Origin of the sequence: Nodosilinea sp. LEGE 07298, from assembly GCF_015207265.1 — a bacterium.
Classification (GTDB): Bacteria; Cyanobacteriota; Cyanobacteriia; order Phormidesmidales; family Phormidesmidaceae; genus Nodosilinea.
On record NZ_JADEXE010000108.1, the window covers coordinates 1 to 19,484 of the forward strand.

The window sequence follows — 19,484 nt, forward strand, 5'->3', positions numbered from 1 at the left end:
AGCCGCACTTCGGACACCGGATAACGCCGTCGGGCCAGCGCAACGTCCGAACGCTGTCGTAGCACTTGGCCTCTTCCAAAAGGTGTGTCAGGGTTAGCATGAGATCGCAGAGCAGGTGCACTTTAGTGTTCAGCCTAGCGAATACATCATCTGCTTGCAGGTCACCTCCCTGAAACACCTATTGAGCCAACCTCAAACTCCTGGCTAGCCAGACTGGAGCTTCTCTAGTTCTGCGCGGGCAGGAGTTATTTGTTGCGGGCACAGACAATGGCGTTGCCCTGGCCCAGCGTTTGGTGCAGGCTCTAGAGCCCCTGTGGAGCCAGGGGCAGCCGGTGACCAGCGCCGACATTATGACCGCTCGCCAGGCCCTCGATACCGATCGCATTGACGAACTTCAGGCCATTCACCAAGATGTCGTTGCCCGCACTCGCCGAGGCGAAGTAATCCGAGCCAAGACCTTCCGCCAAAAGCGTTATGTTAAGGCGCTACGCACGACCGACATGGTGTTTTGCATTGGCCCGGCGGGCACCGGAAAAACTTTTCTGGCTACCCTGGTGGGGGTACAGGCCCTGCTCAACAACGAGTTTGAGCGGCTGATTCTGACTCGACCGGCGGTGGAAGCTGGCGAGCGACTGGGCTTTTTGCCCGGTGACCTGCAGCAAAAGGTCAACCCCTATCTGCGCCCCCTCTACGATGCACTCCACGAGTTGGTTGACCCTGAGAAAATTGCCAATCTAATGGAGCGGGGCATTATTGAGGTGGCTCCGCTGGCCTATATGCGGGGTCGCACCCTCAACAATGCCTTTGTGATTATGGATGAGGCTCAAAATACGACTCCAGGCCAGATGAAAATGGTGCTGACCCGGCTGGGATTCAAGTCGCGTATGGTGGTAACGGGTGACGTAACCCAAACTGACCTACCCAGCGACCAAACCTCAGGTCTAGGGGTAGCCCAAAAAATCTTGCAGGGGGTCAATGGCATTGCCTTCTGCCAGCTCAACCAGGCCGATGTAGTGCGTCACCCGCTTGTGCAGCGAATTGTGGCGGCTTACGAAAGCTACGAGGGCAGCAGCGCTCCTCGCAGAGGGGGGAAGCCGTAGCAGATCACTAAATGAGGTACGAGGGCCACAGGGGGTCGAGTTTGGCCCTTTACCTTAGTCTGTAAGACTACACAGCCGCTAACTCGGGGGCGGTCGTAGCCGCCACAGTCGCCTCATCCGCTGGTGCCGGTGCGTAGACTTCGGCGGAGTTGTTGGGGCTTTCAATCAGCTTGACCTTGTGGAGGCTGGCTCCAAGAGCTGCGATCGGGCTTTGCAGCAGGTCGCGGATGTGGACGGCAATATTTTCGGCGGTGGGCACTACCTCGGCAAAGTAGGCAATGTCTTTGTTGAGAAAGGTGTGGTCGAAGGGCTCGACGACGTACTCATCGATTGCAGCCTGCAGCGCGGCCAGGTCGACCAGCATACCGGTACGCGGGTCGATGGTGCCCTTGACGGTAACCTCTAGGTGATAGTTGTGGCCGTGACCGTGGGGACGGGCGCATTTACCGTAGATTTCGCAGTTTTCTTCATAGCTAAGGCGCGGCGAGGCCAGGCGGTGGGCAGCGCTGAAGTGAGTGCTGACGGTGAGAAAAGCGTCCATGGCGTTTCCTGAATAGTCGGACCAGAGTTCGGGATGTTCGAAAAGCTGAATGTTGACCAGGGGCAGGTGGGGAACGAGGCGATCCCAAACTACCTTTGCCAAGTACTCGGTGGTGGGTAGGGTGTGCTGAAACTCGGGCCAAACGTCGTTGAGGTAGGCGAAATCGAGCTGAGCGGTGACTTCTTTTTTGATCACGTGCTTAACGTCTGACAGATTGAGCACCATACCGTACTCGTCGAGGTCGCCCTCCATCGACACGTACAGGACGTAGTTATGGCCGTGACCAGGAGCGTTGACGCAGGGGCCAAATCGCTGGGAATTTTCGGTGGCACTGAGCTCGGGCAGCCAGTAGCGATGGCTGGCAGAAAATTGCGCCCGGCGATTGATGATGCATTTCATAGGAGGGGAACCCCCGTGATGAGTGGCCAACAGTTGTTAAGCAACTGTTACATGTTCAGCATAGTGTAAATTGCTGAACTTTGAAGGTTGGACAAGGGGCGATGATGGTTGAACCAGCTACGTAAAGAATTGCCGTCCTGCGATCGCCGCTGCTTACGCCCCAACCCCTTACCCAGCAGGCTATTCCTTGAGATAGGTATTGTTAAAAATTAAATGCCATGGCTTGCTGACATCAAGAATATTCGGTAAAATTGAATACAGAAATGCGTTAAATACGTTGACGTTCATCTTGTTGGCAACCGTGGAGCATTCGCTCCGCTAGCCCTAGACGGAAGTAAGGAGACTGACTCCTGAAGGAACGCACCCTGCTTACGCAGTTTGTTAAATCCTTGGTCCACAGGAGACGTGACATGAAACTTTGCTATCGCGGCGTAGAATACGACTACAACCCACCGTCTCTCGAAGTGCGAGAGAGTGAGCTTACTGGGCACTACCGGGGTCGTCCGCTGAAATTTTCCTACGTTAGCCATTTGCCGGTGACTCAGCCTATTGGCAATTATACCTACCGAGGGGTTGACTATAGCACCAATTGCCACGGGCAGGTGCAGCCCTCTGTAGCTGTTCCCCAGCGCCAGCCGGTGTTCCAGGCTACACGTGCGGCAGCTGGTACAGGGTTGAAGGCGCGTCGGCACCTGCTGCGAGAGGCAGCTGACGCCCATCGCGTCAATATTCAGCGATCGATTCAGCATCGCATTGAGGTTGCTCGGGCTCAGGGCAACGACCAGCTTTTGCTGCAGCTTGAGGATGAGCTGCACCAGTTGGCTTAACTAGCTGGCTTAAATCTTGCGCCGTCAAATTAGCTTTGTGCTGTAGCTGGAGCAGTAAGGGGCACCCCGAGTGGGTGCCCTTTTTTTGTGGGTTTGAGCATTAACCCAGTCAGAACGCAATCCTTTGTGATCTGGCTGGGTTGTAGTTGCGATCGCACCTCACATCGCCTAACCAGCATGATCGCGCTTAAGCCAGAATGCCTATCGCTTCGCAATTAGGGGGCATCGACGATAGCAATGTCGAGTGAGGCGGTGAGTTAGTGGGGATGTTTGATCAATGCGCCCAGAGTCGCCTGGGTGGCGGCCAGGTAGTCTTGGGGTGCTAGCCACAGCATGACTCCTCGCTTGCCGGCAGAGACGGCGATAGTGTCAAAGGCCAAGATCAATTCGTCGACGTAGACCGGGTAAGCCTTTTTGGTGCCCAGGGCGGTGACACCGCCGCGAATATAGCCCGTGAGGGGCTGTACATCTTTGAGGGGCACGGTATCGGTTTTGCGATCGCCTGCCAGCACCGCCAGTGCTTTTAGATCGAGCTGATCGCTACCGGGAATGACAGCGAGGCAGACACCGTGGCGATCGCCCCTGGCCACTAGCGTCTTAAACACTTGCTCCGGCGGTAACCCTAATTTCTCAGCCGTACTTTCGGCGGCCAGATCATCGGGGTCGACCTCATATTCCAGTATTTGGTAGGGCAGCTTGAGGCGATCGAGCAGGCGGGCGGCGTTGGTTTTGCTCACAGCTTTAGAAAGAGCGGCAGGGTCTGATCAACTCTAATTTAGAAGCACAAGCATTGGGCCGCGCTGTCTAGATTGCTTGGCTCCCTAGCCCCCCTGCTCCCTAGCCCCCGGAGAATAGTATCTAAACTTGCGCCGCAGAGTACTAGCCCGTTTAGAGCTGGCTGTCCAGATAGCACTATGCCAAATTTTTCTCTGGTCTCAAATCGCGGGTTGGGTCAGTAATTTTACGGGCCAGGGTGAAGTTTCTGGAGTCAACGTATTCACCCTAAGGAATTGCTCCCATGCGCCAATTGATTTTGAGCCAGCTCAAGTGCAACGAAACCGAAGACTGGGGTGCCGATGAGTGCCGTCTCGAAGTTTTCGTCGATGGTACGCTACAGCCCCACCTGAAGCGCAGCCTTAACGATGGCCAAACCTGGTCTTTAAACCAGACCTACACGTTTAACAACAGCGTAGAAGTCAAGCTTTGGGACGAAGACTCCCCTGACGCCGATGATTTTTTGGGCTCTGTTCGCATCCTCACGGGGCTAACCTCTGGCGCTACCGCCGCGTTCACCCGCGATGGGGCCAACTATCAATTGCGCTACCAGGTCGTCGATGTACCCAATGTCGACCCGGTCGCCAGTGCGATCGCCGCCTTTGAGCAATCCTCCCAAGCGGGGGTGTGGCCTCACATTACTAAAGCCGAGCTAATTCAAGACCTTCGCGCTACAGTGGCCAACCCACTCAACATCAACCAAAACTACACCCCCTTCTGCGGCCCCGCCGCCATTGTGTTTGAGCTGGTGTCTAAACAGCCCGCCCGCTACGTCACGTTCTGTCGCGCGCTCTACGAAACTGGTCAATTCCGCAGCCGCACCAAAACCGTGCGCCCCTCCGACGGTCTTCGGCGGAGCAAAATTCGCTCCGGCATGTCTGCCGCCGACTGGATGCTAATTGCCACCCTGCGCGATGTTGAGAACCTGATCTTTCCGGTCACCGGAGACTCGGGCAGCCTCGAAAACAACGTCGCTGGCATCACCACCCCCTGGGAAATGAAGGGCTGGATTTCCGAAATTTTGGGCTACAGTCAGGTCGATTTTGAATCCACCTTTGTCTACGGCGAATTTGACGCTATGAAGGTCGCAGACGCCGCCCGCCGCCAGGGAGGTGTAGCCTTTGTCATGATCGATGCCGCTATGCTTGGCGGCAGTGCGCCCACCGTGGCTTACCCCAACCACTGGGTCGCCTACCGTGGCGATCTCAGCATTGACAATGGCGTTTGGTATAAACATGACAGCGGCCACATTCGCTTTAAGTGCTACAGCTGGGGGAAAATTTTCTCCGTAGACCTGGGCGAAGGCTCCTTTGAAGACTACATGTGGGGCGTAGTGACTGGGCAATAAGGAGCAAGAATCGCCGAATTGTGCGATTTCCCCGGTAGGGGTCAAATACGGCGGCAATATTGCCGATCAGCAGCCATCCGGCGAGCAGGGCGTCGATATGGTCGGAGGTGAGCCGCACCAAACCGTCAACCTCTAGCGCTTGCAGGTCTTACCATTCGCCAGAAAAGCAGTCGTCAAAGATCTGGTCAAAACCGATCGCACCCGACTGGCCATACTCAGCGCTCATAGTGGGTTAGCTAAGGGCATCTGGTGCAGCGATCGCGCTACGTTGATACCAACCCATCGGGCAAAACGGCCCCGCTCAGGTCTGCTTGGGCTAAAATGGCTCCCGTTAAGTCAGCCCCGGTCAGGTTGGCTCCACGCAAAACGACCCCGGTCAGATCTGCGTAACTCAGGTCGGCTCCTCGAAGATTGGCCCCACTCAGGTTGGTCGGTGGGGCATTGGGCCGAATGCTTTGGCTCAATTGGGCGCGGCAGAGCCTGGCTCCGCTTAGGTTCGCCTGGGCTAGTTGAGCACCGCTGAGATGGGCATAGCTGAGGTTGGCCTCCTGCAAATTAGCCCCGATCAGGTTGGTTTGCTGGTCAGAAGTAGGACGAAGATCGGCGTCAATTAGCAGTGCCTGAGACAGGTTGGCCTCCTGAAAATTGACGCCGCAGAGGATGGCTTTGACCAGGTTCGCGACAGGCAACTGCGCCCGCACAAAAACGGCCCCGCTCAAATCGGCGTCTCGCAGTTGAGCATTGGCAAAATGGGTCGCGGTAAAGTCGGCCCCCCACAGCAGGGCTTCACTGAGGTCAGCCTCGGTAAAGTTGCTTTGGGCAAAATGGGCGCGGCCTAGCCGAGCCTGACGCAAGTCGCTACGGCTAAAGTCGGCTCCACTGAGGTCAACCTGAAGCAAATCCATCTCTGCCAGCTTGAGGCCAGTGAAAGTGCGATCGCCCGCCTGGTAGCGGTCTAAAATCTCGCCAGCATCCATGGGTCAACCTGGGCCAAAATACCTCAGCAGTGTACTGCACTTTGCCCACCACGCTGCTACCTGTAAAATCAGGCCGATTTTGCGGCAAGCGATCGCAGCAAAGCCAGGCTCAGGCCGTCGCTGCCCTCAGACCTGGCTTTGTGCGTCTACCGATGGTGCTTACTTAATAAACAGCATCTCCTGATAGGTGGGCAGAGGCCAGAGATTGTCAGCCACTTCCCCTTCAAGGGCGTCGGCATACTCCCGCACCTGGTCCATCAGGGGACGGATAGTTTGGGCGCAGAACTGCATGTGCTCCTCCACCGACATGAAGTGCTTGGTCATCATGTCGCTCAGCTCATCCACCGAGGCCATCATCAATTTGGTCAGTTCGGCCACCTTGACCACGCTATCGTTGCCAAACTCAATGCCCATGCCGCTGAGGCTACCAATGGTTTGGGTCAGCTCGCCCATATAGCGCATGGCGGCGGGGTAGATGATGGTCTTGGCCATACTGATTACCAGCTTGGCTTCAACCTCAATGTGCTGGATGTACTGTTCGGAGTAGGCCTCAAAGCGGCTGCCCAGCTCCACTGGACTGAGCACCTTCGCCTTGGCGAACAGGTCCTCGATGTACTGTTCGCGCAGCACAGGTAAGGCATCGGCGGTGGTGCGCAGGTTGGCCAGCCCCCGCTCGTTGACGGCCATCTCGTGCCACTCGCTAGAGTAGCCATTGCCGTTAAACACCACCGCCCCGTGGTCGCGGATGATGTCGCGCAGAATGTCGTGGATAGCAACGTTGAGTTCGACGCCGCTGCCCAGTTTGGCTTCGAGCTGGTCGGCCACCCAGTCGAGCGAGTCGGCCAGAATGGTGTTCATGGCCACCAGCGGCCCAGCCACCGACTGGCCCGAGCCCACGGCGCGAAACTCAAAGCGATTGCCGGTAAAGGCAAAGGGAGAGGTACGGTTGCGATCGCCCGCATCCTTTGGAAAGATCGGCAGGGTGGGCACGCCTAGATCCATATCACCCTTGCTCTGGGAGCCCGTCACCTCGCCCGAGGCAATCTGGTCAAACACGTCTTGCAGCTGGCTGCCCAGGTAGATCGAGATAATCGCGGGCGGCGCTTCATTGGCCCCCAGGCGGTGGTCGTTACTGGCGCTGGCAATTACCGCTCGCAGCAGAGGGCCGTACTTATGCACACCGCGAATGACCGCGCCACAGAACACCAGAAACTGCGCGTTGGAGTGCGGAGTGTCGCCGGGGTCAAGCAGGTTGCCTTGGGTAGGATTGCCCACCGACCAGTTGACGTGCTTGCCCGAGCCGTTAATGCCCGCAAAAGGTTTCTCGTGCAGCAGACAGACAAAGCCATGCTTTTTGGCGGTGTTGCGCAGCACGGTCATGATCAGCTGCTGGTGGTCACTGGCTACATTGGCCGCTTCAAAGAAGGGGGCAATTTCAAACTGACCAGGGGCCACCTCATTGTGGCGGGTTTTAGCGGGAATGCCCAAGCGGTAGAGCTTTTCCTCCACATCCTGCATGAAGATCTGGACCCGCTCAGGGATAGCGCCAAAGTAGTGGTCGTCGAACTGCTGACCCTTGGCAGGCGACTTGCCAAACAAGGTACGGCCCGCCAGCAGCAAGTCGGGGCGCACAGTGGCGAAGTTGGCATCGACTAAGAAATATTCTTGCTCAGCCCCGCAGCTAGAGTTGACCGGGGCCACTTCACTGTGGCCCAGCAGCTTAAGCACGCGGGTAGCGGCCTTGCTCATAGCAGCATTAGAGCGCAGCAGGGGGGTCTTCTTATCCAGGGCTTCGCCAGTCCAGGAGACAAACACGGTGGGAATGCAGAGGGTGACGCCGTTGTCGGTCTCCATCACAAAGGCGGGGCTGGTAACATCCCAGGCGGTGTAGCCACGGGCTTCAAAGGTGGAGCGAATGCCGCCGTTAGGGAAAGATGACCCATCAGGCTCGCCCTGCACCAGCACCTTGCCCGAAAATTCTGAAATCACCGACCCATCGCTCTGCACCGAAATAAACCCGTCGTGCTTTTCAGCGGTGGCGTTGGTGAGCGGATAAAACATGTGGGAGTAGTAGAGTGCTCCCTTGGAGATAGCCCAATCTTTCATGGCGACCGCCACTACATCGGCCACAGACATATCCAGAGGTGCGCCAGTGGTAATGGTCTTTTGCAGCGATTTAAAAACCGATTTGGGCAGACACTCCTGCATTTTGCTGAGGCTAAAGACGTCTTTAGCCCACAGGTCTTCAAGCCGACCTGGGCTACCTACTGGCACTTTAGAACGGCAAGCAATACTGGCAATGGCCTGGGCGCGTAACTCATTTCCACTCATAGCAATCTCCTAAATTGGATGGGATGTGTAGACAGGGCATGACCTCATTTACTGGCCAGAATTGGGGCGTAGCCCTTCCTTTTATAGGCCATTGAGAATAGGTATGAACACCTTTAAATCGGGGATCGAAGCACCGCTACCGTTCAGCGCTGATGACGAACACCCATCTTTTGAAGCCATCGCCGCTATCTTCTGCACTAGAAAAGCCTGAGAGGCTTACTGTTTAGACAGTCTTAGAAAAACCACACTACAGAACCAAAAATCGGCAACCCCTAAGTGGGAAATTTCTGACCACAGTGCTTATCGTCTCAGTGGTCTAAGAGAACCTCTCAGACAAACATACGCCCTCAACACGACTCAGACCAGGCCAATGGCCAACATGGTTAGGCCGCACCGATGGCTCAACCAGTGCCACTTGTTCTAAGTCGATTTTGAGAAATACAAACCTCAAACCTAAACAAAAGTCGCTGAGGAAACGAGCATTATTGACAAGTCAACCACCAGGTTTTGATAGTAAGAATTTACTCAACTTTGTACAATCCAACGACGATCGACCATTAGAACGTAGGAAAATTTTCACTTTGGATAGTAAAGGCAAAGTAGGGGGGCTTTTGTAGCTATAAATACCTTTCCTGGTTAATTCCATTTCCCTAAAGAGTGATTACAGGAGGATTCAGGGCCAGAGACCACAACCTTTGCGGTGGTTTTGTTGGTGTTGAGAGCCCCTTTCAGAGCCGCTGTAGGTCAGAATAGGAACATTCATATTGACCACCCCATAGACTACCTACGACTATGCCGCGCATTCGAGACATTCTGCACGCTGGCGAACCGGGCCAAACCGTTGCCATCCAGGGCTGGGTACGTACCAAGCGTGAGGGCAAGGGCGTCACCTTTGTAGATGTAAACGATGGCTCGTCGATGGCAGGCCTACAGGTGGTGCTCAATGCCGACCTGGCAAGCTACGACACCGTGGTCAAAGACCTCACCACCGGGTCGTCAGTCGAAATTGGCGGCACTCTAGTCGAGTCACCTGGCAAGGGCCAGCGGGTCGAGCTACAGGCCAGCTCCATCACCGTATACGGCACCGCCGATGGGGAGACTTACCCGCTTCAGAAAAAGCGTCACTCGTTTGAGTACCTGCGCACGCTGGGGCATCTCAGGTCGCGCACCAACACCCTGGGCGCTGTCTTTCGCGTGCGCAATGCCTGCGCCCAGGCGATTCACCAGTTCTTTCGCGATCGCAGCTTTCTCTGGATTCACACCCCGATCATCACTGCCAGCGACTGCGAGGGCGCGGGCGAAATGTTTGCCGTCACCGGGCTCAATTTGGCTAATCCGCCCAAGGGTAAAGACGGCACGGTAGATTACAGCCAAGATTTCTTTGGCAAGCCCGCCTACCTCACCGTCAGCGGCCAGCTCGAAGCCGAGATCATGGCGATGGCCTTTACCGATGTCTACACCTTTGGCCCCACATTCAGGGCCGAAAACTCCAACACCTCCCGTCACCTGGCCGAGTTCTGGATGGTGGAGCCCGAAAAAGCCTTCTGCGACCTGGTTGGCAACATGGATCTGGCCGAAGAATTTCTCAAGTACATCTTCCACTCGGTGCTGGAGCAGTGCCCCGAGGATATGGCCTTCTTCAACGATCGCATCGACAACACAGTGCTGGCCACCGCCGACAATATCATCAGCAATACCTTCGAGCGCATTACGTACACCGAGGCGGTCAAGCTGCTGGAGAAAGCCGACAAAACCTTTGAGTTCCCCGTCGAGTGGGGCATTGACCTGCAATCCGAGCATGAGCGCTACTTGGCAGAAGACCTGTTCAAAAAGCCCGTGATTGTCACCGACTACCCCACCGGCATCAAGGCGTTCTACATGCGCCTCAACGACGGCGGCGAAACCGTCGCGGCGATGGACGTGCTGGCCCCCAAGGTGGGCGAAATCATCGGCGGCTCCCAGCGGGAAGAGCGCCTCGACGTGCTGGAGCGCCGCATTCAAGAGGCGGGGCTACCCATTGACGACTACTGGTGGTACCTCGACCTGCGCCGCTTTGGCACCGTGCCCCACGCGGGCTTTGGCCTGGGTTTCGAGCGCCTGGTGCAGTTTATGACCGGCATGGGCAATATCCGCGATGTCATCCCCTTCCCCCGCACCCCCGACAGCATCGATTTTTAGGAGCGTACTCTAGGAGCGTAACTTAGCCATGACCCTTGTTTTAGAACAGGAAACACCACCTCTCCATGCCGATGTAACCGGGGCAGTGCGCGTTGGCCGTACCAGAGTGTTGCTAGAAACTGTGATTCGAGCGTTTCAGGATGGGGCATCACCAGAAACTATTATTCAGCGCTACTCGACGCTATCGCTATCTGATGTCTACAACACTATTGGCTACTACCTCAGACACCAAGATACGGTAGAAATTTACCTAAAGCAGAGAGAGCAGCTTGCTAAAGCGGTTCAGCAACGACTTGACAGCGTTCAATCAGATTTAAGCTCAATTCGCAGTCGCTTGCTAGCTCAGCAAAATCAGTAGCTATGCTCAGTTTGCTCAGCGACGAAAACTTTAATGGAGATATCGTTCGAGGGCTGTTTTTGCGAGATCCCAGCCTTGATTTGATTCGAGTTCAAGACATAGGCCTGCGAACGGTGGACGATGCAGAAATATTGGCTTGGGCGGCAGTGAATGAGCGTATTCTTTTGACCCATGACCGCGCCACTATGCCAGATTTTGCCTACGCCCGCTTGACCAAAGCAGAACCCATGGCCGGCATGTTTGTCGTGAATGATCGCATGCCAATGCGCCAAGCTATCGATGAGCTGCTGCTGCTGATTGATTACAGCGATCAAGCCGAGTGGAAAGACATCGTGCTTTACTTGCCGTTGTGACGGGGTTTACAGCAGCTAAGGTAGCTCTATCAAAGGGTAAAAAACTGGCGCATCGACACATTCCTCTTCAAAATACCAGCATCAATTCCACCTGCCAGGCTCCCCCATCGCGCACAATCCGAATGTCGCGAATGAACTCGCGGAAGAAGAAGCGCCGCTCGGCCTCAGACAGGTCGAGCCAAAATTGGGGAATGGACACCGACTGCGACAGCTCTTGTAGGTTGACCGGGGGCAGTTGGGCGAACTGCTGGTGCAGGGTAGCCACTTCGCCCCGCAGCTTATAGCGGCGTAGAGCTGCCGTTTCGGCATCCAGAACACCAGAGTCTTCTAGGGCCGGGAGCTGCTCTAGAACGGCTTCTTTAGCCTCTATTTGGCTCTGCAGTCGGGTACCGGGGGCTGGGGCACCAGTTGGAATTTTGGCGGTAAACTGAGCCACAGCCTGGGGCAGCACTTGGCAAATTTCGGCGACGATGCGGTGCAGGGCCTCGTCGTAGGGGATGGCTTTGCAGCGGGGGGTTTTGGGGCAGCCGCTGGGCCGCAGGTAGAGGTAGGTTTTAGCCTGTCCCCGAGGAGCGGTTTTTGAGATGGTTAGGGGTTGATGGCACTCCTGGCAGGTAACGAGTCCGGCCAGCGATCGCGCAGCCCCCGCCGTTCTGGGCGGCAGCGGTCGATTGCGGCGCAGCAGGCGATCGATCTGGGCCGCCTCGTCGCGGCTGATGATGGCGGCATGGGTGTCGCGCAGGGTATTGCCATCCTGGTATTGCAGGTCGCCCCGGTAGACCGGGTGGGTGAGCCAACGCCGCCCGGTGGAGACAGAAATACGCTTACCGTACTTACCCTCAATAAACCGCACAGCCCCCCGCAGCGAGCCGTAGAGCAAAAATTCATTTACAAAGGCGGTGACGACCGGGGCGGTGGCGCGATCGATCAGGTAGCGGCCCTGGCCGCGACGGTAGCCGTAGGGCGGTTTGCCGGGGGGCGGTAGGGCCTGGAGGCGGCTGCGGGCGTGCCCTTCACGTAGGCGGCGGCGACGCTGCTGAGTGGCTAACTCAGCTCCCTGCTGTAGGCTAGCGAGATCGATTGAGTTACCCTTTACCGAGACAACCTCGGCCCCGGTCGCCTCTAGCGTCTTGACCCAGTGGCAGACGTCTTCAGGGCCGTTGCCGAGGCTGGTCAGGTCGTCAACCAGTACTAGGTCGGGCGGATTGGTTTGGCTATCGACAAGCAGGCGATCGCGCTCGGGGCGGTACTGGGGCTCTGTCGGCAACGCTACATCGGTGTAGACCCGTTCAACCGATGCCAACATCTCCTCCCCGAGTGCTTCAAGTGAGGGAGATGCTGGGACATCAACTTCTCGGTAGCGGTAGGCGACGATGCGCATGACCTAGAACGCCTGCTTCAGCGCTTCGCGCAGGGCGAGGGCCTGTTCGTCGCTGTCGCTGGCTACGACCACCATCACCGTAGTGATAGCGGGTTGGCTCTCGATACACACAAACATCGCCGTTACCGTGTCAGAACGCCCGGCCAGGCTGGTGGCATCGTTTTGCATCGGCTCTAGCCCCTGAGACTCAAGCGCCTGGCTGGCTTGGCTCAGGCACTGGGTGGTATCGATGCCTAGCACCTGCCAGGCGTAGTGCATACCTGGCGGAGCCGACTGGGTAGCGGGCATATTGGCAGCCAGACCCAGCCCAGTCAGCAACGCCGTCAGCAAATAGGTCATTGAAATCATCGGTGTTTTCTCATTGCTGCGGCTTTGATTCGTGGCCCAGGGCAGGGACAACCACCCTGTGTCGATGATACTTCGCGGCGTTAGATTCCGCTGGCTCCGGCCAATGGCTCTAGGTCGTGGCAAGATAGGTGGGTAGGCTTGGGCTGTCGGCCTGCGGTCCTAGCTCATTGCGTTTCCCAGAGGCGGTTTCCTTGCAGATTACATTTTTGGGTACCAGTTCTGGCGTGCCAACCCGCGCTCGTAATGTTTCGAGCGTGGCCCTGCGGCTGCCCCAGCGGGCTGAGGTGTGGCTGTTTGACTGCGGCGAGGGTACTCAGCACCAGTTTTTGCGCAGCGAGTTTAAGTCGAGCCAGATTCGCCGCATTTTTGTCACCCACATGCATGGCGACCATATTTTTGGCCTGATGGGGCTGCTGGCCAGCTGCGGACTGGCGGGCAACCGACAGCAGCGCATCGATATCTATGGCCCCAAACCACTGAACGACTATTTACAGGCCAGTCGCCGCTACTCGCAAACCCATTTTTCGCTGCCGATCAAAATCCACGCTGTTGAGCCAGGGCTGGTGTTTGAGGATGATGAGTTTCGAGTGACCTGCGACCTGCTGGAGCACCGGGTGCCCGCCTACGGCTATCGCATTGAAGAGCGCGATCGCCCCGGCCACTTCGATGTCAAGCGTGCCCAAGCGATGGGAATTCCCTCCGGCCCTATCTATGGAAAGCTAAAGCAGGGGCAGCGGGTGAAGCTAGCCGATGGCCGCACAATCAACGGAGCCGACCTCTGCGGGCCAGACCTGGTAGGGCGCAAGCTGGTGTACTGCACTGATACTATTTACTGCGATCGCGCCGTGGAGCTGGCCGCCAACGCTAACGTCCTAATCCACGAGGCCACCTTCTCTCACCGCGATGCCGACTTAGCCTACCAGCGGCTGCACTCGACCTCGACTATGGCCGCCCAGGTGGCCCTCAGCGCCCAAGCCAAGCAGCTGATTATGACCCACTTCAGCCCCCGCTATGCCCCCGGCAATGAGATTCAGCTGCCCGATTTACTAGCTGAAGCTCGCGCCATTTTCCCCAACACGGCTATGGCCCACGACTTTATGATCTACGACATTCCTCGCCAAGATGAGAAGGTGCTGGCCTCGTCGTCAGTCTAACTATGGGCTAGCTAACCACGGGCTAGACACGGGCTCTTCGCCGTCCGCTAAGGTTCTCTAGAGTCTGTTGATGCAGGCTAACCCTTCACATTGCCCAGCCGCTGCCTGAGATCGGTGAGGTGCTGCTGGTTGTCGACAGCGGTGCGGGGCATAGGCATATCGGTATTGGGCCAGGAGGGCAGGTCATTGCACGGACACAGAGATGACATAATGCCTAAGGTCGGTACGGCAACAGGCATTTCGCAGCGGGCACAGGGCGTTACCTCCCAGGCTGGCGACAGCATTTCTGCAATGCTTTGGCTAGTGCCCTTGAGGTAGCAGTCTTGGCCGCTGGTCACCATGATTTGGTGCCAGCAGTCTTCAAAAGATTGGCTGTAGCGACTGCTTTGAAAGACGGGATCGGGCAAGCACTCACCCCGGTTCTCGGCTAGCACTACGGGTTTGCCCAACTGAAACCAGTGGGCCAAAAAGTTTCTAATTTGATCTTGGGAGGCCATCGCTACCATACTCCTGGTTACATCGCCGGGGTTGTCTCTGGGTTCAGCAAGGCGTTAGTTAACCGATCCCAATTAATCAGTCAGGCTATTGGCCAGTTTAGTGAGGCGTTGCCTTGGGCGCTGGGAGTTTTCTTAAACCCGGCCTACTGACTTCATCCTAACGGCTGCCTGAGTGGGGTACAGAGAACTACTGATATTCTTCGGAAAGTTTAGGGCCATCGCAACCCCCTCAATTTGGTTATTTCGCCACTCGAAAGGAGGATAATACTCCTTGCCACCGCCACTTACCCTGCTCCCCTGGCTACCCGCCATGCCGATCGAGATTGTTCTTTACATCGCTACGAGTCTTGACGGTTTTATCGCTACTCCTGAGGGCGGCATTGACTGGCTCTCTGCGATCGAAACTCCCGAGGAAGACTACGGCTACGAGGCCTTTTACACCAGCGTCGATGCGATCGTGATGGGCCGGCGCACCTACGACCAGGTGCTTAGCTGGGGCGACTGGCCCTACCCGGGCAAACCTAGCTACATCATGACCCACCAGCCCCTTTCCTCTGACTTAGCCGAGGTCAGTGCCACCGCCCAGTCGCCGTCAGACCTGATGGCCACCTGGTCAGCGTTGGGCTACCGCCGCGTGTGGCTGGTTGGCGGGGCGGCTTTAGCGGCCGCCTTTCGCGCCGAGGGGCTGATTAGTGAGTACATTCTGTCGATTATTCCGGTGCTGCTGGGGAATGGCATCCCGCTCTTTATGCCCCCCGGCCCCAGGGCAGAGGTGCAGCTTTATCAGGCTGAGACCTTTACTAGCGGCGTGGTACAGCTTACCTACCGGGCCGCTAAACCGCTCTAGAGAACGAGGACTCTATTCTTGCTTAACGAAAGTTTGCAGAGGCTCCCCGCTACCGCTAAAAGTGCGGCACAACCAGATAAAGTAGCCCTATGTATGAAGACGAACTCACCACCCTAAACACCGACCTGGAGTTTGCCGACCCCCTCGATGCCCTCGGTCCCGTAGACGAGGAGCAGGCACCCCAGTACGATCCCGAGGCCATGCTGCCCCTGCTGGCGGCAGCTGACCCGCAGCAGCGGATGCTGGCGGCACGGGCTTTTTGCGAAGTAGAAGACAGCCGAGCGGTGGTTCCCCTAACGGCGCTGCTCACCGACCTCTGCCCCCTGGTGCGGGTCAGTGCGGCCTATGCCCTGGGCCGTAATCCTCACCCATCGGCGGTAGAGCCTTTAATCACCCAGTTATCTACCGACTGGAATGGCTACGTGCGCAAAGGGCTGGTGTGGGCCTTGGGCAATGCCCACGACGCGCGATCGCTGCTCCCCCTGCTTGAAGCCCTGCGCACCGACATTCCCGCCGTCCGGCTCTGGGCCGCTAGCGCCCTGGCTCAGATGGCCCAGGTCCGCTACGAGTCGGTAATTGCCGCCATTCCTCCGCTGATTGAGGGTATGCGCCGCGACCCAGTACCGGCGGTACGTAGCAACTGCGCCTGGGCTATAGGTCAGCTGTGCCGCGAACTACCCTCTAATGTGGTCTACCACACCGCGATCGACGCGCTGATTGAAAGCTTTGCCGAGGAGGACGACCTGGGCGTGCGCGAAGATGCTCGCACCGCCCTGCTCAAGGTCGGCGACACCCGAGGGCTGCAAACCATCGAAGAAATTGAGCAAGACGGATTTTTCTTTTAGGCTTTTCTTCGAGGAAGCTAGATGGTGTACCAACCTAGTCCCGGTTTTGGCAGGTCCCTTTTTGTCAGGGATATCGGTCGCTAGCGGCATTCCAATGCTATTGAGTTGTGCCTCTAGGGCGAGGCCTAGATAGGGTGAGAATACCGGTGAGAATCAGCAGTGCACCGACTATATTCCATCCAGACAGATATTCACCCAGTAAGATAGCAGCGATCGCAGCGGCAAATATGGGTGTCATCAGGTTCAAAGCCGTAGTCAAGATCGGGGAGAGATGCTTGGCCGCATAGCTGTAGCACAGGGTGGGAATGACCGTCGAGATCACGCCCAGCCCCAGCATGATCGTCCATACCTGCGGCTGAACCAGATCGTTTAGGCGCTGGGAGGTTGAAAGGCAGGCGATGGGAATGATCACGATTGACCCGATCGCGAAGGTAATAAACGCCACCAGCAGCGGGGTTAGCCGGGGCTGTTTTGCCCCATGCGATTTAAACAGCGAGGCATAGGCCAGGGTAGTAGCCGCAGACAGCAGAGCAAACCCCAACCCCGTTAGGTAGGTCAAACTATCCTCACTGTTGCCCTGGAGGTTTGGCAGCACAAACAAAACTAGTCCGCTAAAGGCGATCGCTCCACCGATGCCTTCTGATGCCGTCAGTCGCTGTTTTAGGCACACTTTGGCGGCTAGCCCCAGCAGCGGCGATAGCCCGACCACCAAAACGACATCCCCCACGGGGGCCAGCTGAAACGCTCGGACAGCAAACAGATAATAGAGCACCATCAAACTCGACAGCAGCACCGTTAGGGGGTCTCTCAGCAGCATCCGCAGGTCTGACCACAGGGGGCGGCGCATCGCTAAAATTGGCAGCATGACCAATCCAGCAAGGCCCAACCGAATTGACAGCACGTCTAAGGTACTGAACTGAGGCATCAGCTTAATAAACGTGCCGGTAAGTCCCCAGCCCAGGGCGGCTAGGCAGCCTGAACCAAGGGGAAGCAGACGAGGGGGATCAGACATCTCCGTGCTCCACAGCTATTAGAGTTAGAACAGGTCGAACGGGGCGGCAGCTTAACCGTTGAGCTGCCTGCAATATTGCCCAGGGGTAACGCCTACCCAGGCTTTGAAGGTTTTTGTGAAGTGACTTTGATCGACAAAGCCAAGCTCTAACGCCAACTGCGTCAGAGAGGTTTCCTGGCGCAGCCGTTGCTTAGCCTTAGTAATGCGGAGATAGGTGAGGTAACTGTGGGGCGGCAACCCTACCGCGGCTCGAAATACTCGGGTTAGATAGTACGGGCTGAGCCCAGACTGCTGCGACAAATCGTCTAGGGTGAAACGTTGGCCATAGTGGGTCTCTAAATAGTGCTTGATAGGTTGCACCATCGAATGCTCAGCCTGAGGGCGCTGGGAACTATGGTCGCTGTGAACAGCGTGACGGCGAACCAACGTGCGCAGCAGGGTCAACAGATGCGTCTCTAGCGATAGGCAGTCCTCTACCATTGGCTGCGCCAGCCGCGTATGGGCACGGGCTAGCTGCCGAAACAGCGGGCGATCGCAAATTACGGGTTCGGCAAAAAAAGGCAGCGTTGTTTTCTGTTCGGCCTCCTCGACCATTAAGGCTTGAAAAAGACCAGCGGGCGGATAGATGACATGAAAACTCCAGCCAGCCTCGACAGCCGCCCAATTGCTGTGTCCCTCACCCGGCTGAAGCACAACAATGCTGCCTTTGGGGGCGGTATGCGTAGCGCCTCGATATTTGACCGCCTCTACCCCGTCAACAATGATGCCAACGCAAAAATCTTCGTGGACATGCCGGGCAAACGCATGGGTGCGATAGGTGGCATGGAGCACTTCTAAATGGGTAAAAATCGGCGATCGCCACGCTTTTGCCTGTTCTCTCATGGCCGGGTCCAGTGGCAACATTAGCCCTCAGCATAGGCTTTGAGAAAGACTCCGTCTTGTAAAATCTTGCCCTGTCGCCACCTTAGTTTTTGCAGGTGTGCGTCCCCTGATGGGTAGCCCTCTATTGAGTCTGACCTTGCCAAAGCTCTCTACTTAGAGGCTCGAAACAGCAGGTAAAGACCGACGGCTAGCCCCAGCAGGGTTGGCAGCCAGGCCGACAGAAACGGCGACAGCACTCCCACCTCGCCCATGGCGTTGGTAATAAACGACAGCAGGTAGTAGCCAAAAATAATCACAATACTGATGCCAAAACTGGTGGCGCGGCTGGTGCGCTGGGGCAGCACCCCAATCGAGGCTCCTACCAGGCCAAACACCACGCAGACAAACGGCAAAGCGTACTTTTGCATAATCCGAATTTGCCAGCGGCGAATCATCTTTTCGTCACCACTCTGGCGCACTAGCTCTAGCTGCTGAGTGGCTTCGGAAATGTTCATTTCGGTGTCGTTTTTGGTGCGGCTGGCCAGATCTAGCGGCGTGCGGGGCAGCTGCAGTTCCTGGGTCTCAAAGGTAATGATGTTGCGGAAGGATCCGTCAGGGGCGACAACGTAGATGGTGCCGTTGTAGAAGGTCCAGGCGTTGCTCTCCACGTCCCAGTTGGCCGATTCGGCGCTGACCACCTGATTTAATCCTTCCTGAGAAAAGTCAATGATGGTCAGCCCGTGCATAGTGGTGCCATCGAAGCGGCGGGCGTAGAACTGGCGCTTGAGCTCCTGGGCCTCAGGGTTGTCGCTGGCGGGCTGAAATTCTTGATAGAAAATATTGCGCTCCTGAAAAGGGGGACGCTCAGACTTGAGTGCCTGCTCCAGGGTGATGGCAGCTCGGTAGTTAGCGGCCGGGGTGATTAGCTCGTTGAACACAAAGGTCAGGCCCGTCACCAGCAGACTCAGCACCACGGCTGGCGCAATAATGCGGCGAATGCTTACCCCTACCCCCCGCAGAGCAATCAGCTCGCTGTCGCTGGAGAAGCGGCTGTAGGTCATCATCGTGGCCAGCAGCGTCGACATCGGGAAGGCCAGCACAATGAACTCGGGCAGCTTGAGCACAAAAATTTGCACCGCCAGGGTAATCGCCAGCCCCGACTCAGTGATACGGCGAATTAGCTCAAACAGCGCCCCAATTGAAATGCCGATCGAGGAAAATGCGCCCACCCCAAACAAAAAGGGCATGGTTAGCTCTTTGGCGATGTAGCGATCCATCACCGTCAGCACAGATGACCGAGGGCGGGGGCGAGGGGGATTGTAGGGAGCGGTGGTCATAGGTGCCGAGATAGGG

General features: G+C 56.8%; 21 protein-coding genes and 1 riboswitch. Of the genes, 10 read left to right on the forward strand and 11 right to left on the reverse strand.

Annotated elements, in window-relative coordinates:
• The coding region (locus IQ273_RS35805; RefSeq protein ID WP_194021068.1) for a transposase at positions 1-100 on the reverse strand (100 nt) is incomplete at its 3' end.
• 100 nt (positions 101-200) lie between these two features.
• On the opposite strand from IQ273_RS35805, the gene IQ273_RS15775 reads away from it, so the two are divergent.
• The gene (locus IQ273_RS15775) at positions 201-1,100 is read left to right on the forward strand and encodes a PhoH family protein (RefSeq protein ID WP_194024147.1); all 900 of its coding nucleotides are present in this window, start codon (positions 201-203) and stop codon (positions 1,098-1,100) included.
• Positions 1,101-1,167: 67 nt separating this feature from the next.
• Here the strand turns inward: IQ273_RS15775 and IQ273_RS15780 are convergent, their stop codons facing one another.
• Positions 1,168-2,040, reverse strand: coding sequence for a 6-carboxytetrahydropterin synthase (locus tag IQ273_RS15780; protein ID WP_194024131.1), 873 nt, complete (start codon positions 2,038-2,040; stop codon positions 1,168-1,170).
• Between the two features lie 279 nt (positions 2,041-2,319).
• A riboswitch (Glutamine riboswitch) is annotated at positions 2,320-2,405 on the forward strand.
• 45 nt (positions 2,406-2,450) lie between these two features.
• On the opposite strand from IQ273_RS15780, the gene IQ273_RS15785 reads away from it, so the two are divergent.
• The gene (locus IQ273_RS15785; protein ID WP_194024132.1) at positions 2,451-2,867 is read left to right on the forward strand and encodes a DUF4278 domain-containing protein; all 417 of its coding nucleotides are present in this window, start codon (positions 2,451-2,453) and stop codon (positions 2,865-2,867) included.
• A 257-nt stretch (positions 2,868-3,124) separates the two neighbouring features.
• On the opposite strand, the gene ybaK is transcribed toward IQ273_RS15785, so the two are convergent.
• Positions 3,125-3,604 (reverse strand): Cys-tRNA(Pro) deacylase, encoded by a 480-nt coding sequence (gene ybaK, locus IQ273_RS15790; protein WP_194024133.1) that lies wholly within the window; start codon positions 3,602-3,604, stop codon positions 3,125-3,127.
• Between the two features lie 281 nt (positions 3,605-3,885).
• Here ybaK and IQ273_RS15795 point away from each other — a divergent pair, with 281 nt between their 5' ends.
• The gene (locus IQ273_RS15795; protein ID WP_194024134.1) at positions 3,886-4,989 is read left to right on the forward strand and encodes a hypothetical protein; all 1,104 of its coding nucleotides are present in this window, start codon (positions 3,886-3,888) and stop codon (positions 4,987-4,989) included.
• A 263-nt stretch (positions 4,990-5,252) separates the two neighbouring features.
• Here IQ273_RS15795 and hetL read toward each other — a convergent pair whose 3' ends face one another.
• Positions 5,253-5,966, reverse strand: coding sequence for a heterocyst differentiation pentapeptide repeat protein HetL (gene hetL / locus IQ273_RS15800; RefSeq protein WP_194024135.1), 714 nt, complete (start codon positions 5,964-5,966; stop codon positions 5,253-5,255).
• 41 nt (positions 5,967-6,007) lie between these two features.
• Here hetL and IQ273_RS34405 point away from each other — a divergent pair, with 41 nt between their 5' ends.
• Positions 6,008-6,133, forward strand: a complete 126-nt coding sequence (locus IQ273_RS34405; protein ID WP_255534514.1) for a hypothetical protein — start codon at positions 6,008-6,010, stop codon at positions 6,131-6,133.
• On the opposite strand, the gene IQ273_RS15805 is transcribed toward IQ273_RS34405, so the two are convergent.
• On the reverse strand, positions 6,126-8,297 hold the full coding sequence (locus IQ273_RS15805; RefSeq protein WP_194024136.1) for a glutamine synthetase III: 2,172 nt from the start codon (positions 8,295-8,297) through the stop codon (positions 6,126-6,128). The genes IQ273_RS34405 and IQ273_RS15805 overlap by 8 nt on opposite strands.
• A gap of 792 nt (positions 8,298-9,089) precedes the next feature.
• On the opposite strand from IQ273_RS15805, the gene asnS reads away from it, so the two are divergent.
• The 3 genes from asnS to IQ273_RS15820 are packed head-to-tail and all read left to right on the forward strand — an operon-like array spanning position 9,090 to position 11,186.
• Positions 9,090-10,475, forward strand: a complete 1,386-nt coding sequence (gene asnS, locus IQ273_RS15810; RefSeq protein WP_194024137.1) for an asparagine--tRNA ligase — start codon at positions 9,090-9,092, stop codon at positions 10,473-10,475.
• 28 nt (positions 10,476-10,503) lie between these two features.
• On the forward strand, positions 10,504-10,833 hold the full coding sequence (locus tag IQ273_RS15815; protein WP_194024138.1) for a DUF433 domain-containing protein: 330 nt from the start codon (positions 10,504-10,506) through the stop codon (positions 10,831-10,833).
• A gap of 2 nt (positions 10,834-10,835) precedes the next feature.
• Positions 10,836-11,186, forward strand: coding sequence for a DUF5615 family PIN-like protein (locus tag IQ273_RS15820; protein WP_194024139.1), 351 nt, complete (start codon positions 10,836-10,838; stop codon positions 11,184-11,186).
• 67 nt (positions 11,187-11,253) lie between these two features.
• Here the strand turns inward: IQ273_RS15820 and IQ273_RS15825 are convergent, their stop codons facing one another.
• Both IQ273_RS15825 and IQ273_RS15830 read right to left on the reverse strand, forming a co-directional pair.
• On the reverse strand, positions 11,254-12,567 hold the full coding sequence (locus IQ273_RS15825; RefSeq protein WP_194024140.1) for a recombinase family protein: 1,314 nt from the start codon (positions 12,565-12,567) through the stop codon (positions 11,254-11,256).
• A gap of 3 nt (positions 12,568-12,570) precedes the next feature.
• On the reverse strand, positions 12,571-12,915 hold the full coding sequence (locus tag IQ273_RS15830) for a hypothetical protein (protein ID WP_194024141.1): 345 nt from the start codon (positions 12,913-12,915) through the stop codon (positions 12,571-12,573).
• A gap of 191 nt (positions 12,916-13,106) precedes the next feature.
• Here IQ273_RS15830 and rnz point away from each other — a divergent pair, with 191 nt between their 5' ends.
• Positions 13,107-14,069 carry a ribonuclease Z gene (rnz, locus tag IQ273_RS15835; RefSeq protein ID WP_194024142.1) on the forward strand — a complete coding sequence of 321 codons (963 nt, stop codon included), beginning with the start codon at positions 13,107-13,109 and terminating at the stop codon, positions 14,067-14,069.
• A 77-nt stretch (positions 14,070-14,146) separates the two neighbouring features.
• Here the strand turns inward: rnz and IQ273_RS15840 are convergent, their stop codons facing one another.
• Positions 14,147-14,566: a hypothetical protein gene (locus IQ273_RS15840; protein WP_194024143.1), complete on the reverse strand. Its 420-nt coding sequence runs from the start codon at positions 14,564-14,566 to the stop codon at positions 14,147-14,149.
• A 271-nt stretch (positions 14,567-14,837) separates the two neighbouring features.
• On the opposite strand from IQ273_RS15840, the gene IQ273_RS15845 reads away from it, so the two are divergent.
• Both IQ273_RS15845 and IQ273_RS15850 read left to right on the forward strand, forming a co-directional pair.
• Positions 14,838-15,413 (forward strand): dihydrofolate reductase family protein, encoded by a 576-nt coding sequence (locus IQ273_RS15845; RefSeq protein ID WP_228053135.1) that lies wholly within the window; start codon positions 14,838-14,840, stop codon positions 15,411-15,413.
• A gap of 89 nt (positions 15,414-15,502) precedes the next feature.
• Positions 15,503-16,258: a HEAT repeat domain-containing protein gene (locus IQ273_RS15850; protein ID WP_194024144.1), complete on the forward strand. Its 756-nt coding sequence runs from the start codon at positions 15,503-15,505 to the stop codon at positions 16,256-16,258.
• Between the two features lie 97 nt (positions 16,259-16,355).
• Here IQ273_RS15850 and IQ273_RS15855 read toward each other — a convergent pair whose 3' ends face one another.
• From IQ273_RS15855 to IQ273_RS15865, 3 genes are all read right to left on the reverse strand, one after another.
• On the reverse strand, positions 16,356-17,270 hold the full coding sequence (locus IQ273_RS15855; protein WP_194024145.1) for a DMT family transporter: 915 nt from the start codon (positions 17,268-17,270) through the stop codon (positions 16,356-16,358).
• Between the two features lie 51 nt (positions 17,271-17,321).
• The gene (locus IQ273_RS15860; RefSeq protein WP_194024146.1) at positions 17,322-18,152 is read right to left on the reverse strand and encodes an AraC family transcriptional regulator; all 831 of its coding nucleotides are present in this window, start codon (positions 18,150-18,152) and stop codon (positions 17,322-17,324) included.
• Between the two features lie 149 nt (positions 18,153-18,301).
• The gene (locus tag IQ273_RS15865; RefSeq protein WP_194024149.1) at positions 18,302-19,408 is read right to left on the reverse strand and encodes an LptF/LptG family permease; all 1,107 of its coding nucleotides are present in this window, start codon (positions 19,406-19,408) and stop codon (positions 18,302-18,304) included.
• Positions 19,409-19,484: the final 76 nt, after the last annotated feature.